Here is a 16,277-nt window from a genome sequence, read left to right on the forward strand (position 1 = left end):
TAGTATACAAGAATGTAATTTTTAAAAATTATATTAATATTTTTTATAGAATAATTATAGAAAGAAAGTATTTTGGTTTGTTAAATTTATATGAAAATTATTTTTAAATATATCTTAAGATATAAAAAATTTATTTTATGGAATATTGTTTCTGTTTTATTTATAACTTTAGGTGAAATTTTTATTCCCTTTATTATAGGACAATATATTATTAATGGCATAGGTAATTCTATTTCTTTTAATAAATTAATAATAATTATTGTTGTATTTGTTTTTTTTACTATTATAGGAAATTTAATTATGAATTTTTGTAATTCTAAAGTTTCTTCTTTAATTTTTAGAGATTTAAGTACTGATTTATTTAAAAAAATACAAACTTTTTCGATTGAAGATATGCAAAATTTAGGAATTGTAACTGTTTTAAATCGTAGTACTTTTAATATTTATCAAATTATGAGTTTTGTTTCTACTTGTTATAGGACTATTATTGTTTCTCCTGTTATGTTGTTAATAAGTACAATTATTATTTGTTATATTTCTGTTCCTTTATCTTATGGTGTTTTAATAGTTATACCTTTTTTTATTTTGATATTAATTTTATTGATGAAAAAAAATTATAAATTATCTATTCAACAACCAAAATTAGCAGAAGAAATTAATTTTAATATTAGATTAAATTTAAAAGGAACAAAAGTTATTAGAATGTTGAATCAAGAAAAATATGAAGAAGAAAAATTTGATAAAATTAATTCTAAATATAGAGATCTTATAATTAAATTATTTTTGGCTTTGCTTTCTATTGAACCTTTGTTTTATTTATTATTAAATTTATCTATTATTCTAACTATTGGAACAGGAGCTTATATTATTAAAAAAGGAATTTTACCGTTAGATATAGGTAGTTTATATACTTGTGTTAATTTATATTATCATATTTTGTTTTCTATTTTAAATTTTTTGTTATTATTTATGATGTTTCCAAAAACTTTTATAGCTTGTAAAAAAATTGAGTCTTTATTTAGAAAAGAACCTTCTATTAAAAATTTACCATCTTCATTTATTAAAAAATTAGATAAAATAAAAACTTTAGAGTTTAAAAATGTTAGTTTAAAAAGACCTAATTCTTCTGTTTTTTCTTTAGAAAATATTAGTTTTAAAGTTCATAATTTTGAAGTTATAGCTTTTGTTGGATATACTGGTTCTGGAAAAACAACTTAAATTATGATTTAAAGGCATTAAGAAATAAAATTGGTTTTGTTTCTCAAAAAAATGTTTTATTTAAAGGAACTATTTTTAGTAATTTATTATTAGGGAAAGAAGATGCTAATGAAGAAGAAATGTTTCGAGAATTAAAAAATTCTCAATTATATGATTTTATTCAAAATAAAGAGAATAAATTAAATGAATTTGTTAGTGAACTAGGATTTAATTTATCAGGAGGCCAAAAACAAAGGATGTCTATAACGAGAGTTTTGTTAAAAAAACCTGATATTTATATTTTTGATGATTCTTTTTCAGCTTTAGATTATGTAACAGATTTATCTATTAGAAAATCTTTTTTCGAATCATCAAAGGATTCTATTTGTATTATTGTAGCTCAAAGATTAAATTCTATTTTAAATGCTGATAAAATAATAGTTTTAGATAAAGGAAAGATTATTGATATAGGAAAACATAATGAATTATTAAAAAGATGTAAAATTTATAAAAAACTTGCTATTTCGCAGAATATAAAAGAGGTTTGTTTATGAATAAAATTTTTTATTATTTAAAACCATTTAAAAAAAAATTAATTATTAGTATTATTTTTCTTTTGATTTGGTCTATAGTAATTTCTTTTATTCCTTTGTTTGAAGGTAAGTATGTTATAGATTTTATTAAAAAAAATTCATCTGTTTTATCAAATTTAGAATTTCATGATTATTTAAAACATATTATATTATTTTTATTTATTAATTTTATTTTGTATTTATGTTGTACTTTATGTAAATTTACTTATAATAGTTTATTAATTAGTTCTGTGCATAAAGCGATTAAAAATATTCGAAACGATCTTTTTAAAAAAATTCATAAACTTCCTATAGAATATTTTGATAAAAATACTATTGGCGGAGTTATTAGTAATTTAACTGATGATGTAGAAGTTTTTTCTAATGGTATGCAACAGACTTGCGCTTCTTTGATTTCGTCTTTTTTAAGTCTTTTTGTTTTAGTTTGTTTAATGTTTTGGGTAAATTTTCGTTTAGGAATAGTTGTTTTTTTAATTATTCCTTTATCTTTGATGACTATTTTTTTTATTAATAAAAAATCTAGTAATATTTTTATTGAAAGATTCAATACTACAGGCGAATATAATGGTTTTTTACAAGAAAAATATACTGGTCATAGAGAAATTCTTTTATTTAATCAACAAGAAAAAGTTATTGAAGAATTTGAATTAGTTAATAAAAAATTATCTAAGTTAATTTTTAAATCTAATTTTTTATCTGGTTTATCAGTTCCTATTGTAAATTCTTTTACATATATAATTTTAACTTTTATGATTATTTTGGGTTATTATTTAATCAATCCTGATTTGTTACAAAAATCTAAGATACTTGTGAAGTTAGGATTTATTCCTATCCAGTTAGGTATTTTTCAAGCTTTTATTCAATATGTTTGGAGAGTTGGAAATCCTATTAATGATTTAAGTCAAATTTTTGTAATTTTACAATCTACTAAAGCTGCTTTTAGAAAAATTTGTATTTTTTTGAATGAAAAAGAAGAGGAATTAGAAAAAGAATTTTTAAATTTACAAAAAATAGAAGGTTCAGTTGTTTTTTCTAATGTTTTTTTTGGTTATCAAAAAAACAAACCTATTATAAAAAATATGAATTTAGTTGTTCAAAATAATCAAATGGTTGCTATTGTTGGTCCTACAGGTTCTGGAAAAACTACTTTAATTAATTTATTAACTAGGTTTTATGATGTACAATCAGGTTCTATAACTATTGATGGAATTGATATTAGAGCATTAAAAAAAAGCCAATTAAGACAAATTTTAGGAATAGTTTTTCAAGATTTTTGGCTTTTTAAAGGAACTATTTTAGATAATATTAGATATGGGGATTTTAATAAAACAGAACAACAAGTAATAGAAGTAGCCAAAAAATTACAAATACATGAATTTATAATGTCTAAAGAAAACGGTTATTATACTGTTGTAGAAGAAGAGTCTGATATTCTTTCTCAAGGCGAAAAACAGTTAATTACTATTGCTAGAACTCTTTTACGAAATCCCAATATTTTAATTTTGGATGAAGCTACTTCTACTATAGATACCACTATGGAATCTTTGATACAAAAATCTATAAAAAAATTATTGCAAAAAAGAACATCTTTTGTAATTGCTCATCGTTTGTCTACTATTGTTAATGCAGATATTATTTTAGTGTTTAATGATGGAGTTATAGTTGAAAAAGGAAATCATTATGAATTAATAGAAAAAAAAGGTTTTTATTATAATCTTTATCAAAGTCAATTTTCTAAATAAATTTAACTATTTTTTATTTTTTTTTAATAATTCAATTGCTAATTGTGTAACTGTTCTTCCTCTAGAAGTTCTTTTAATATATCCTTTTTTAATTAAATAGGGTTCATATACTTCTTCAATTGTTGTTTTTTCTTCTCCAATTGTTGCTGAAATGTTTTTTATTCCTACTGGCCCTCCATTAAATTTATTTATTATATTTTTTAAATAGTTATAGTCTGTTTCTTCTAAACCATTTTCATCTATTTTTAATTGTTCTAAAGTTTTTAATGTAATTTTGTGATTTATAATTTTATTAGAATAAATTTCTGCAAAATCTCTTACTCTTCTGAATAAACGGTTAGCAATTCTCGGAGTTCCTCTGCTTCTTTTGGCTAATTCTATTAGAGCTTTTTCTTCTATTTGGTTATTATAAATATCAGATGTTCTTTTGATTATGGATTTGATTTCTTTTTCATTATAATAATTTAATTTTAATATTAAACCAAATCTATCTCTTAATGGAAAAGAAATATTACCAAATTTTGTTGTTGCTCCAATTAGTGAAAATGGTGGCAAATCTATTCTAATTGTTTTTTTTTCTTCATTTTTTCCTATAATTATGTTAAAAACATAATCTTCCATTGCTGTATATAAAATTTCTTCTATATTTTTAGGCAAACTATGAATTTCATCAATAAAAAGAATATCTCCAGAATTAAGATTATTTAAAATAATAGCTAAATCACTAATTTTTTCTATATGAGCACCGCTTGTTGTTTGGAAATTAACTTTTAATTCATTAGCTATAATTTTGGCTAATGTAGTTTTTCCTAATCCTGGCGGTCCATAAAATAAAACATGGTCTAATGATTCTTTTCTTTTTTGAGCAGCTTTTAGATAAACATGCAATATTTTTTTAATATTTTCTTGACCTATATAATTTTTTAGTTTTTGTGGTCTTAAAAAAAAATCTTTTTTCGTATTTTTTTTTATTTTATTTTTTTTAACAGGAATATCTTTAATTTTTTGTTGCATTTTTTTTAATCCTTATTTTTTTAAAAGTGATAATGCTTCTCTGATCATGTTTTCTATATTTTGATTTGAATTTATTTTTGTAATTATGTTATCTATTTGATTTTTATAAATTCCTAATTTGATTAAAGCTTCTTTTACGTTTTTTTGCTTTAATGTTAAATTTTTTTTATTATGGTGATTTGACATTTTTTTTTGTAAATAAAAAAGAATTTGTTGAGCTGTTTTTTTACCTATTCCTGGAAATTTTATAAGATAATTTAATTCATTTTCTTCAATAGCTTTTTGTGTTTCTTTTAAAAATTCTGAATTCGATAAAATAATTGCGTTTTTAGGTCCTATGCCAGGAATCATTAATAATTCCTTAAAAAAGGAAAGCATTTCGTTATTCAAAAAACCATATAATTCTGTTTTATTATCTTTTTGATAAAAATATGTTAATAGTTTAATTTTTTGTCCTTCTTTAAAAATATCAGCAGTATTAGGAAATATAATAAAATATCCAATATTATTATTTTCAATAACAATACCCTCTTTTTTTATTATTGTAATTTTGCCTATAATGTAATAATACATTTATTTAATACCTCATAAACTTGTGTTTTTATTATAACATTTTAAATGTTATTTATACTGATGTTTTATTATTTATATAATATAATATAATTGTAAAAATTTATTATAAAAAAATTTGCAAATGTTTTATCTATGGAGGCTATAAAAAAATCAGTAGTATGAATGAGAAAAATTATATTTCAGAAATTAAAAAAAATACAAAATTTTTTTTAGAAAACGATTTTTTTGAAGATATAAAAAAAAAGAAATTTTTTCTTTTATTTGATATCATTGATAAAACAAAACAAAAAGATCCTTTAAAGAAGCAGTTTATTTCTGATTTAAATCAATTAAATTCTGAATATAATAATAACATATTAAACAATAAAAAGAAGTTTAAGTTTTTTTTAGAAAATAATAAAATTATTTTAGATCAAGAAGAAAATTTATTAATTAGTAAATTATATAAAAAACAAAAAATTAATTTTTTAAAAAAAAAAAAAATATTTTTAGAATTTCAAAATAATATAAATAAAATAAAAAAAGAAAAAAGAAAATATTTTTTCAAAATTATAAATTTAGAAAAAAAAGTATTTTTATATTTTAATATATTTCAAATGATAATTGAAAAAAAAAATAAATTTTTATTGGATAAAATATTATTTATTAAGAATCAAATTAATAATGATTTTTATAATAAAAACATTGTTCTAAATAAAGAAATTAATAATTTAAAATTTATTACTAATGAATTAGTTCAAAAATTAAAAGATTTTTATAAAAATGATTTAGTTAATATAAATAATAATCACGAAAAAGAAGCAAAAATATTGTTTTTAAAAAATAAGGAAATTAATAATTTATTTCAAAAACAATTAGATAATCATAATAAAATATTCGAAGAAGAGAGAGTTTCTTTTCTTAATAACAAAGATGTTTTAAAAAATCAAAGAAAAATTTTATTTCAAAAATGTAAAATAGTTATGTTTTTTTTTATTGAAAAAGTTTTTTTAAATAATTATAAAAATTTTATTTTTTTCTTGAAAAAAGTTCAAAAAAATGAATTACTTTATTTGACTAATTTGCATATTTGGCGTAGAAAATATATTTTTTTAAAGCTTATTTATAATAAGAAATTAAATTGGATTTTTATGCAAAATAAATTATTATCAAATATAAAAGAAATAAAAATAAAAAGTAATTATAAATTATATGAACAAGAAAAAGAAATCATTCATAATAAAAAAATACAAAAAATTAATTATTTTGAAACTGATTTAAGAATTTTAGAAATTATCAGAAAATATAAAATAATGTTTTCTGAGTTTCAAGAAGAATATAAAAAGAATGAATTAAATTTTTTAAATCAAAACAATAATTTTCAAATTTTTTTAAAATTGCATAATTTAGAATATAAAAAAAATATTTTAAATTATTCTATTGATAAAAAAGAAAAAAAAGTCTTATTAAAAACACAATTACAAAAAGAAAAAGTTAATTTAATAACTAAAAGTTGTGAATACATAATTGAACAATTAATTTTAATAAGAAATTTAAAAAAAAAAACAACTAATTTAAAAAATATTCAACAACAACACATTAATAATCAACATGAATTATTTGAACAACAAAAACAAGATTTCTTTAAACGAACTCAAATGACTAAAATAAAAACAGAATATTTTATAAAACAATATTTTATAAGAGAAAAAGAATATTCTATTAATTTAATATCTTATATTAAGTTTATTATTCAAAAAGATTATCAAAGAAAAAAAATCTTTTCACAAATAAAAAAACAATTAGATTTTGAAGTTTTAAATTGTCAAAATTTTGAAGATTTTTTTAATTTAGAAAAATTTGAATTAATTAATAATTTAATTAAATTATTTTTTGATAATGTATTGGATCAGCAATTTTATTATAGTTATGTTTTGCAAAAAAGAATTTCTTATTTTCAAGATTTTATAATTAAGCAAAAAAATCAATATAATAATATTTTTTGTCGTTATTTTGAACAAAATATTTTTTTAATGCGTAATTTGTTTAATAAATCTAAATTAAAATTTGGAACAAAAATGAGGCAAAAATTTACTTTTATTGAAAATAAAATTAAAATTTATGAACAATTTTATTTTTCTTTGAAAAAGAAAATATTTTTTTTGCATAAAGAAAAAATTTATAAAAATAAATTTAATGATTTGAAAAAAAAACAAAATATTATTAGAAGAAAATATATTTTTTTCCAAACTAAGATATTTAAATTATTTAATAAAATTATTTTTTTAAAAGAAAAAAATTTTTTCTTTAACAAAATTTTTTTAAATTTTTATAAAAAAAGAATTATTTCTTGTTTATTTTCTTTTTTTAGATATATGGAATCTATTAGTTTTTTTGAAAAAGAATATAATAATTTTATGAATTATATGAATGAATTAAAGAATAATTTTGATGAATCTCAAAAAGAAATTATTGAACAAAATGAAAAAAATATTTTTTCTTTATATAATTTTTTGATAGATATCTTAAAAGATATTCATTTAATTCAATTACAAAATATTAAAGAACTTAAAAAAAAAGAAGAAGATAATTTAAAAAATCAAATTTTTATTTATAAAAAAATTATTAAAAATAATTTTTTTGAAATGAATAATAAAATAAAATTGATGAATTTAAATTTTAGAGAAGCTTTGATTGAGAAAAATAAAGTTTTTTTTAAAAATTTACATCAACTTCAAATAGAATATTCTAAAAAAAAAATTTATTCTATTTTACAATTTAATAATAAAATTGCTTTTTTTTATAAAATATCTAATTTAAAATTGAACCAAATGAAAGCAATACAAAGAAATCAAAATTTAGAAGAAAGAAAAATATTTTTATCTTTTGCTAAAATACATAAAAAATATTTAAAAACACATCAATCTTTATTGAAAAAAATTGAAAATATTAAAAAGAAAACAAAATTTAATATTTCTAAATCTTATTTTAAAAACAAGATTCAATGGTTATTATTTATAATTTGGTTTCGATTAAAAAACATTAAGGATAGAAAAGAAATTAAAAGAAGTTATAAGGATAATATAAAAAAATTGAAAAATAAAATTAAAATTCAAATTTTTTTTTATAACATATTTAATTATTTTTTTGGAATTTAGAGAATTATTTTTTTATTGTTTGAATAATAAAGAAAATTTTATTTTTTTGATAATATTCAAATTAAATTTTTTATTTATTTTTTATAAAAATATTTTTATTAGATATTTTTTAAGCAAGGAATGATATGAATATAGGTTTTAATATTAGACATTTAAGATTAAAAAAAAAAATAACTCAAAAACAATTAGCTCAGAAGTTAAATGTAACTAGTGGATATATTTCTCAAATTGAAAATAATTTGATTTCTCCTTCTATTAAAGTTTTATTTTCTTTATTGGAAATTTTGAAAATTTCTCCATCTGATTTTTTTAAAAAACAAGAAAAAAATATAGAATTAATTCATAAAAGTGATGATTTTTTTGGTGTTTTAGATGAAAATTTAAAAAATAAAATTTATTATTTATTTCCTAAAATGAATAATTCTCGTATGAAACCTTTAATTATAGAAATTCAATCTCAAGGACAAACTAATATTAAAAGTATTAAAAACGATGAAGATGTATTTGTTTTTGTTTTGGAAGGAGAAGTTATTTTAGTTTTAAATAAATGTAGATATTTTTTAAAAAAAAATGAAACTTTTTATTTATCTACAGATAAAGAATATTATTTATTTAATTATCGTTCAGAAAAAGCACGTATATTACAAATAAATTCTTTATCTTCTTCATTAGAATAATAATATTTTTTATTTATGTGATAATTTTTTTAGGTGAGGTAATATGAAAAAGATTTTTATAGCTGGAAATTGGAAAATGTATAAATGTAAAGATGAAGCTTTAGAATTTATTTTTAAAATAAATAATAAAGTGCCTGATAAAAATAAAGTAGAAAGTGTTATTTTTCCCCAAAATACTTTGTTAGATTCTTTGGTTCAAATAGAAGGAAAAAATTTAAGAATAGGCGCACAAAATATTTTTTATAAAGATGAAGGTCCTTATACAGGAGAAATTTCTCCTAAAAATATATTTTCTTTAGGCGTCAAATATGTTTTATTAGGGCATTATGAAAGACGTAAATTATTTAATGAAACAGATGAGATGATTAATTTAAAACTTTTATCTGTTATACCATACAACATATATCCTGTTATTTGTATAGGAGAAAATTTAAAAATTAAAGAGAAAAATGAAACCGAATTGTTTTTAAATAATCAGTTAGAAATTATTTTAAAAAATATTGACATTGTTTTTTTGGAAAAAATTATTTTTGCTTATGAGCCTGTTTGGTCTATTGGCACAGGTAATATTTTATCTTGTGAAAAAGCAAACAAAATTATTAAAAAAATTCGTGATAAAATATCTTTATTATTTAACGAAAAAGTAGCTCAAAAAGTTAGAATTATTTATGGAGGTTCTATTGACATTGCAAATGTTTCGTCTTTTTTGAAACAAAAAGAAATTGATGGTATTTTATCAGGAAAAAGTTCTTTACAAGTAGAGGAATTTTTATTTTTTACAGAATTGGCTGAAAAAATATTTGATAAAAAAAATATTTTTTAATTTTGATTCAATTTTTATTTAAATTTTTTTATAAAGAGAGATTAAAAATTCATTTATGAATAAACAAGAATGGTTAAATAATTTAAATGAAGAACAATTTAAATCTGTTACTGTGAAAAACAAATCAGTTTATGTTATTGCTGGACCAGGTACTGGAAAAACTAGAACTTTAATCAGTAGAATAGCTTATTTAATTGAAAGCGAAAAAACAAAAATTAAAGGAATTTTGGTTATTGCTTTTACTAATAATGCAGTTCAAGAAGTTAAAGAACGTTTAGAAAAAATTTTACATATTGATGATTTTTCTATTTTAACTATTACTACTTTTCATTCTTTATGTAATAAAATTTTAAGAAAATATATTGTTAATTTAGGATTACAATTTACTTCTTATTTTTCTATTATTGATGAAAAAGATAGGAAAAAGATTATTAGGAACATTTTATCTCAATTATGTTTAGATAAAAATATATATAATATTTCTAATGTCGGAAAATATATTTCTTATATTAAAAATAAAGTAATTAAAAAAGAAATTTTAGAATCTTATTCTGGTTTGGATAAAAAAAGAATAAATAATTATGACACTGAATCAAGTTTCTTTTCTAAAGAAATTGAAATTATTTATATTTCATATAATAATTATTTAATGAAAAATAATATGTTAGATTTTGATGATTTAATTATTTATACTTATAAATTATTAACAACAAATTATAATATAGCTTTACTTTATCAAAATCAATTTAGTTATGTTTTGGTTGATGAATTCCAAGATATTGATCTTATTCAATATCAAATTATGAAAATTTTATCAAAAAATAGTTATTTTTTCACAGTAGGCGATTTAAATCAAAATATATATAGTTTTAGAGGTGCTGATCGTTTATGTAGTTATTTGTTATTGAAAGATTTTAAATTTTCTAAGATGAATTTAAAGAAAAATTATCGTTCTACTGAAAATATTTTAAACAAAGCTAATCTTTTGATTCAAAATAATTATATTAATTTATTGGATGATTATTTTAAGAATTTTTTGATAAGTGTTTCTGGTTCAGGAGAAGAAGTTGTTTATCAAAATTTTTTTAATTCACAACAAGAATCAGAATTTATTGTTAAAAAAATTAAAGAATTAGTTTATTTTCGAAAATATAAATTTAAAGATATTGCTATTTTATATAGAATGAATGAGTTGAGTCAAGAAATTGAGAATAGTTTTATAAATTCTAAAATTCCTTATTTTGTAAATGGATATGTTTCTTTATATCAAAAAAAAGAAATTAAAGATTTTATTGCTTATCTTAAGTTTATTATTTCGCCTGAACAAAATTTCTTTTTAAAAAGAATTATAAATGTTCCTTCCCGCAATATAGGAACTAAAACTATTGATATTTTAGAAAAAATATCTTCTGAAAAAAATATTTCTTTATTTGAAGTTATTAAAAATATTTCTAATTTTAATTTGAGTAAAGTTGTTGAAAAGAAAATTGATAAATTTAAAAAAATTTTTTTTAACTTATTAAGTCTTATTAATGATAAAAAAACCAATTTATCTAATTTAATTTTTTCAATAGATGAAATTATTGGTTATTCAATAATGTTAGATGAAAAAGAAACTCAAGATAATAATTTAGAAAAAAAAAATAATCTTAAAAGATTACAATTTATTTTTGCTAAATATGATTCTGAAATGAAAGGTAATTTTTTGGATAAATTAATTTCTTTGTTAGATCAAATTGTTTTATTTAGTGATAATGATATTTCTTTTAATAAAAATGATCAAGTTATTTTATCTTCTATTCATAAATCCAAAGGTTTAGAATTTAAAGTTGTTTTTGTTATTGGATGGGAAGAAAATATTTTTTTAAATATTTCTAATTTAGAAAATTTTGGAAATGATTTTTTTGTAAATAATAGTAATGAAGAATGTAAAGAAAAAAATATTCAAGAAGAAAGACGCCTAGCTTATGTAGCTATAACTAGAGCTAAAGAACTTTTATATATCAGTAGTTCTAATTATAGATTTATCTTTGGAAAAAAAATTTTTTCTAAACCTATTTCTTTTATTCAAGAAATGAAATTAATTGACTCTAATAAAAAAACAAAAAATAATTTTCTTTTTTATAAAAATAGAAATTATAAAAAATACTCATTATATAATATTGGTGAAAAAGTTCAACATGATTTTTTTGGTTTAGGAACTATTATTTCTCTTAATAATGAAATAGCTACTATATTATTTTCTAAACCTTATGGTATGAAACAAATTTTAATTAATCATTTTTCTTTGAAAAAAATTGATTAGTTTATTTAATTTATTTTTTTATTTTTTTTATTATTATAATTAATTAAAGTTTTTTTCTTTTGATTTTTAGTTAGCAACCCTCTTTTTGAATGAAAATCAGAAGGATGTTTTTTTAAGTGTTTATTTAAAATATCCATTTCTTTGCATAATAATGCAATTTGAAATTCAGTACAACCTGTATTTTTTTCATTTATTTTATGTTTTTTAAAAATTTCTTTTTTTTGATTTTTATTTAAAGCCATATTTTACGCTCTTTCTTTTATTTTTTAAATTAATTTTGTTATGAAAAAATAAATTTTTTTATAATATTAAAATATTTTTTATTTTAAATATTTAAATTAAATTTTGAAAAAATTTTCAATATTTAAAATAAAAACAGTTGCTCCGCCAACAATAATTTTTGTTTGTGTGTCGAAATGATCTCCAAATTTATTTAAAATATTGTTATTAATTAATTGTGTTTTGGTTTGAGAATATTTTTTAATTATATTTAAAACTTGTTCTACTTTATCTTCATTTAAACCTATTATAAAAGTAGCGTTTTTTTCACTTAAAAAACCTCCCTTAGTTGCTAATCTTGTATTAGACAAATTTTCTTTATTTAAATTTGTTTGAACTTTATTGGCGTCTGAACTAGAAATAATTGCTATAATTAATTTCATTTTATCTTTATTCATAACTATATTATATAATATTTTAATGACAATTATTAGATAATTAAATTTTTATCGATATAAATAATTTTTATTAAAAAAAAAGATATCTTTTTAATTAAAAAGATATCTTTTTGGAAAAAAATTTTATATTTTTTGAAGAATAAATAAAATCTCATTTATTATTTATAATAATTTTTCTAATTATTATTATTTTTTATTATTATTTAGAGTTTTTTATTATAAAATTTTCATTTATTTTTTTATTTATTGCTTTCAGTAGTTTTTGATTCTTCTTTAGCATTATTATTTACGCTATTGTTGTTAGAAGTTGATGTATTTGCTGTTGATGGTTTATTACTTTCAGCAGTTTTTGGTTTTTCATCAGCTTTTGGTTTTTCATCAGCTTTTGGTTTTTCATCAGCTTTTGGTTTTTCATCAGCTTTTGGTTTTTCTGTGTTTGTAGTAGTATTAGTAGTATTAGTAGTAGCAGTATTATTTACGCTATTGTTATTAGAAGTTGTTGTATTTGCTGTTGTTGTATTTGCTGTTGTTGTATTATTACTTTCAGCAGTTTTTGGTTTTTCATCAGCTTTTGATTGTTCTGTATTACTATTGTTTACACTATTGTTGTTAGATGTTGATGTATTCGCTGTTGATGGTTTATTACTTTCATCAGCTTTTGGTTTTTCATCAGCTTTTGATTGTTCTTTATTACTATTATTTATATTTTTTGATTCTTCATTATTATCATTGGATGTTGATGGTTTGTTATTTGAATTTTCTTTTTCTTCTTTTTTTTCTTTATTTGATTTTCCGGAAAATAATTTTTTTAATGTTTTTTTAATACCCTTAGATTTTTTTACTTTTTTATCATTTGATGTAGAATTTTCTGCATCTTCGACTTCTTCTTCTTCTTCTTCTTCGATTTCTTCTTCTTCATTGTCGATTTCATCATTTTTTATATCTGATTTTTGTTCTGATATTTGTTGTTCTACATTTTCTTTTATATCCGATTTTTGTTGTTCTATATTTTCTTTTATAGAAACATTTGAATGATTTTTGTTTTTAAAGTAGAAAAAACAAACTAATGAAGTTAATAAGACAAAAAATAAAAATATAGTAATAAAAAATTTATATTTTTTAATTTTATTGTAATTTTTCTGATCCTCTTGAATAATATTCAACCTCTTTTTTATTTTATTTTTTTATTTTTTATTTCAATTTTTATTTTTATTTTTATTATTTAATAATTTATTAATAAATTAATATCTAATTAATTTATTTCATTTTTTTAATTTAGTGATTATTGTTCAAAATCAATCACCACACTAATTATATTTAATTTGTTTATAATTTCAACTAAAAATTATTTTTTATTTTTTTAATATCAAATTAAACCGAAATCTTTATTTTTTTTATATAGGAATTTTTTTCCTAAATTAGTTAACATTAACTCTTTATTTTTGTTTTTTATAAGATTTTCTTTTTGTGCTTTTTTAATACATTTTTTAAAACAAGAATAAGACCAATTTAAATCATATTTTATTTCTTGAATAATATTTTTTTTATTTTTTGCATTATTATTTTCTATATGCATTAATAAAGTAATAATCATAAAATTCTTTTTTTGTATGTTTTGTTGGATGAATTTAGCTATAATTCCTCTTTTAGGTTCTAAAAAAAGAACTAATAAAAAAAGTATTAAAATTATTACCGAAATTAAACCTGAAACTGGTAAATCCCAGATTATTCCTAAAAAATAACCTAAACTAGAGCTTACAAATGAAATCCATAATGATAAACACCAACAATTAAATAAATTTTTAGTTAATAAAATAGATATTGCTGCAGGGCCTATCATGCAAATTATAGTCATTACAGAACCTACCAAATCAAAAGCAATAACCGTTGTTATGGAAGATAAAGTCATTAATATGTAATTAATTATACATGAAGAAAAACCTAAAATATTTGTTAGAGAAGGGTCAAAAATAAAAATTTTTAATTCTTTGTAAAAAATAATAACAAATATAATATTTGTTATTAATATTGGAATTATTTTATATAATTGTCTTATATGTGTTAATTCTATATTTCCTAAAAAAACTGCATCAGTATCTATATGAACATCTCTTGTCCATAAACTTATAATAATTATTGCAATAGAAAAGAAAAATGTAAAAGTTATTCCTATAGCAGAATCTTTAGAAATTTTAGTGTTTTTAAAGATTAAATCTACTAAATAAACAGTCAATACTCCTACAGAAGCAGCTCCTATAATTAAAAAAGGAGAATTTAAATCTTGAAAAATTAAAAAAGCTAGAACTATTCCTAATAAAACACTGTGACTTATTGCATCTATTACCATAGAAACTTTTTTTAATACTAAAAAAACTCCTAAACTAGATAAAGCCAAAGAACAAAAAATTAAAACTAAAAAAACATCTATTTCAAAATTATCAATAATTTTGTTTAAAAACATTATTCAACACTTCCATTAATTAAATTTTCTATTAATTTTATTCCTTTTTTATTGATAATAATTTTTTTGTTTTTTTTATTTAAATATAAATATTTTTTTTCAAATAAAAAAGGCTCTATATCTTTAATATTAGTATTTTCGTTATTATTGTATAAATGTATTAATTGTCTAAATTTTTTAATTTTATTTTTATATTTTTTATTTTTAAAATATTTTTGTAATATTCCGTATTTATTAGAAAATAAACATGTAATAAGTATAAAAATAGTTGTAATTATTATAATTATAGGACCTGTAGGCATATTTTCTATTTTTAGGCTAATTAAAATACCTATAAAACTTGAAAAAAATGTAACACAAGAAGCAATACAAGCATTTATGAATAATTTATCGCTTATTTGTCTTGAAATAACTCCAGGCATAATTAAAAAAGCACTTGTTAAAATAATTCCAGTCATTTTTAAACTAATTACAATTACTGCTATTAGTAAAGTATTTAAAATCAATGATATTAATACAATATTAAAGCCAAGACTTTTTGCAAAAAATTCATCAAAAATAAAAATTTTAATTTCTTTCCATAGGAAAGTTATTAATATAAAAGTTACAAAGGCTACTATAATTACAGAAAAAACATGTTCTGCTGAGATTAAAGCTGTTTGACCAAGTATAAATTTTTCTAAAATAGCTATAGAACTGTCTTGATTTTCTTTTTGTATTAAAGCTAATAAAATATTACCTAATCCAAAAAAAGAAGCTAATATTAATGATAATATTGTGTCTGATTTAATTTTAGAATATTTTTTTATTATTTCTATTAAAAATAATGAAATTATTGAAGCTCCAAATGCTCCTATCCAAATAACCCATTCGCTTGTATTTTGAAAATAAATATAAGATAATGCTATTCCTGGCAAAATTGAATGCGAAAGAGTATCTCCTAGTAAATCTTTTTTTTTTAAAATTATAAATACTCCTAAAATACCTGATGTAAAACCTAATAAAGAAGTTCCTAAAAATATTTTTAAAACCGTATAGTTTGTAAAATAATTTATAATTAAACTTAAATTCATTTTTT

Annotated in this window: 14 protein-coding genes; 7 read left to right on the plus strand and 7 right to left on the minus strand. The window is 18.7% G+C overall.

Features of this window, described 5'->3' with window-relative positions; translation table 11 throughout:
* The first annotated feature begins 90 nt into the window (after positions 1-90).
* The 3 genes from FEF22_RS00435 to FEF22_RS00440 are packed head-to-tail and all read left to right on the plus strand — an operon-like array spanning position 91 to position 3,532.
* The gene (locus FEF22_RS00435) at positions 91-1,218 is read left to right on the plus strand and encodes an ABC transporter transmembrane domain-containing protein (protein ID WP_246833682.1); all 1,128 of its coding nucleotides are present in this window, start codon (positions 91-93) and stop codon (positions 1,216-1,218) included.
* Between the two features lie 29 nt (positions 1,219-1,247).
* Positions 1,248-1,751, plus strand: coding sequence for an ABC transporter ATP-binding protein (locus tag FEF22_RS02170; RefSeq protein ID WP_308699399.1), 504 nt, complete (start codon positions 1,248-1,250; stop codon positions 1,749-1,751).
* Positions 1,748-3,532: an ABC transporter ATP-binding protein gene (locus FEF22_RS00440; RefSeq protein WP_138107836.1), complete on the plus strand. Its 1,785-nt coding sequence runs from the start codon at positions 1,748-1,750 to the stop codon at positions 3,530-3,532. Before FEF22_RS02170 ends, FEF22_RS00440 begins: the two co-directional genes overlap by 4 nt.
* 6 nt (positions 3,533-3,538) lie before the next feature.
* Here FEF22_RS00440 and ruvB read toward each other — a convergent pair whose 3' ends face one another.
* Both ruvB and ruvA read right to left on the minus strand, forming a co-directional pair.
* Complete coding sequence (ruvB, locus tag FEF22_RS00445; RefSeq protein WP_138107835.1) at positions 3,539-4,546, minus strand: Holliday junction branch migration DNA helicase RuvB; 1,008 nt, start codon at positions 4,544-4,546, stop codon at positions 3,539-3,541.
* Positions 4,547-4,558: 12 nt separating this feature from the next.
* A complete protein-coding gene (gene ruvA / locus FEF22_RS00450) occupies positions 4,559-5,119 on the minus strand; it encodes a Holliday junction branch migration protein RuvA (RefSeq protein ID WP_138107834.1) in 561 nt (186 codons plus the stop codon).
* Positions 5,120-5,277: 158 nt separating this feature from the next.
* Between ruvA and FEF22_RS00455 the strand changes: the two genes are divergently transcribed.
* The 4 genes from FEF22_RS00455 (at position 5,278) to FEF22_RS00470 (ending at position 12,061) form a co-directional block, all read left to right on the plus strand.
* Positions 5,278-8,256: a hypothetical protein gene (locus tag FEF22_RS00455; protein WP_138107833.1), complete on the plus strand. Its 2,979-nt coding sequence runs from the start codon at positions 5,278-5,280 to the stop codon at positions 8,254-8,256.
* A 125-nt stretch (positions 8,257-8,381) separates the two neighbouring features.
* Positions 8,382-8,933, plus strand: a complete 552-nt coding sequence (locus FEF22_RS00460; protein ID WP_138107832.1) for a helix-turn-helix domain-containing protein — start codon at positions 8,382-8,384, stop codon at positions 8,931-8,933.
* Positions 8,934-8,976: 43 nt separating this feature from the next.
* Positions 8,977-9,756 (plus strand): triose-phosphate isomerase, encoded by a 780-nt coding sequence (gene tpiA / locus FEF22_RS00465; RefSeq protein ID WP_138107831.1) that lies wholly within the window; start codon positions 8,977-8,979, stop codon positions 9,754-9,756.
* 55 nt (positions 9,757-9,811) lie between these two features.
* Positions 9,812-12,061, plus strand: coding sequence for an ATP-dependent helicase (locus tag FEF22_RS00470; protein ID WP_138107830.1), 2,250 nt, complete (start codon positions 9,812-9,814; stop codon positions 12,059-12,061).
* A 5-nt stretch (positions 12,062-12,066) separates the two neighbouring features.
* Here FEF22_RS00470 and rpsO read toward each other — a convergent pair whose 3' ends face one another.
* The 5 genes from rpsO to FEF22_RS00495 all read right to left on the minus strand — a co-directional run bounded on the left by rpsO (position 12,067) and on the right by FEF22_RS00495 (position 16,272).
* Positions 12,067-12,303, minus strand: coding sequence for a 30S ribosomal protein S15 (gene rpsO, locus FEF22_RS00475; protein WP_138107829.1), 237 nt, complete (start codon positions 12,301-12,303; stop codon positions 12,067-12,069).
* Between the two features lie 96 nt (positions 12,304-12,399).
* A complete protein-coding gene (locus FEF22_RS00480; RefSeq protein WP_246833683.1) occupies positions 12,400-12,738 on the minus strand; it encodes a cyclic-di-AMP receptor in 339 nt (112 codons plus the stop codon).
* 239 nt (positions 12,739-12,977) lie between these two features.
* A complete protein-coding gene (locus FEF22_RS00485) occupies positions 12,978-13,901 on the minus strand; it encodes a hypothetical protein (RefSeq protein WP_138107828.1) in 924 nt (307 codons plus the stop codon).
* Between the two features lie 203 nt (positions 13,902-14,104).
* Positions 14,105-15,199, minus strand: a complete 1,095-nt coding sequence (locus tag FEF22_RS00490) for an iron chelate uptake ABC transporter family permease subunit (protein ID WP_138107827.1) — start codon at positions 15,197-15,199, stop codon at positions 14,105-14,107.
* Positions 15,199-16,272, minus strand: coding sequence for a metal ABC transporter permease (locus FEF22_RS00495; RefSeq protein WP_138107826.1), 1,074 nt, complete (start codon positions 16,270-16,272; stop codon positions 15,199-15,201). The genes FEF22_RS00490 and FEF22_RS00495 overlap by 1 nt, the downstream gene beginning before the upstream one ends.
* Positions 16,273-16,277 lie beyond the last annotated feature (5 nt).

The organism is Texas Phoenix palm phytoplasma (genome assembly GCF_005774685.2).
Lineage (GTDB): Bacteria > Bacillota_I > Bacilli_A > Acholeplasmatales > Acholeplasmataceae > Phytoplasma.

Coding starts and splice junctions, on each gene's coding strand:
- ruvA (WP_138107834.1), bottom strand. CDS start 5,119: ATGTATTATTACATTATAGGCAAAATTACAATAATAAAAAAAGAGGGT.
- FEF22_RS00495 (WP_138107826.1), bottom strand. CDS start 16,272: ATGAATTTAAGTTTAATTATAAATTATTTTACAAACTATACGGTTTTA.
- FEF22_RS00435 (WP_246833682.1), top strand. CDS start 91: ATGAAAATTATTTTTAAATATATCTTAAGATATAAAAAATTTATTTTA.
- FEF22_RS00455 (WP_138107833.1), top strand. CDS start 5,278: ATGAATGAGAAAAATTATATTTCAGAAATTAAAAAAAATACAAAATTT.
- FEF22_RS00470 (WP_138107830.1), top strand. CDS start 9,812: ATGAATAAACAAGAATGGTTAAATAATTTAAATGAAGAACAATTTAAA.
- FEF22_RS00460 (WP_138107832.1), top strand. CDS start 8,382: ATGAATATAGGTTTTAATATTAGACATTTAAGATTAAAAAAAAAAATA.
- rpsO (WP_138107829.1), bottom strand. CDS start 12,303: ATGGCTTTAAATAAAAATCAAAAAAAAGAAATTTTTAAAAAACATAAA.
- ruvB (WP_138107835.1), bottom strand. CDS start 4,546: ATGCAACAAAAAATTAAAGATATTCCTGTTAAAAAAAATAAAATAAAA.
- FEF22_RS00490 (WP_138107827.1), bottom strand. CDS start 15,199: ATGTTTTTAAACAAAATTATTGATAATTTTGAAATAGATGTTTTTTTA.
- FEF22_RS00480 (WP_246833683.1), bottom strand. CDS start 12,738: ATGAATAAAGATAAAATGAAATTAATTATAGCAATTATTTCTAGTTCA.
- FEF22_RS00440 (WP_138107836.1), top strand. CDS start 1,748: ATGAATAAAATTTTTTATTATTTAAAACCATTTAAAAAAAAATTAATT.
- tpiA (WP_138107831.1), top strand. CDS start 8,977: ATGAAAAAGATTTTTATAGCTGGAAATTGGAAAATGTATAAATGTAAA.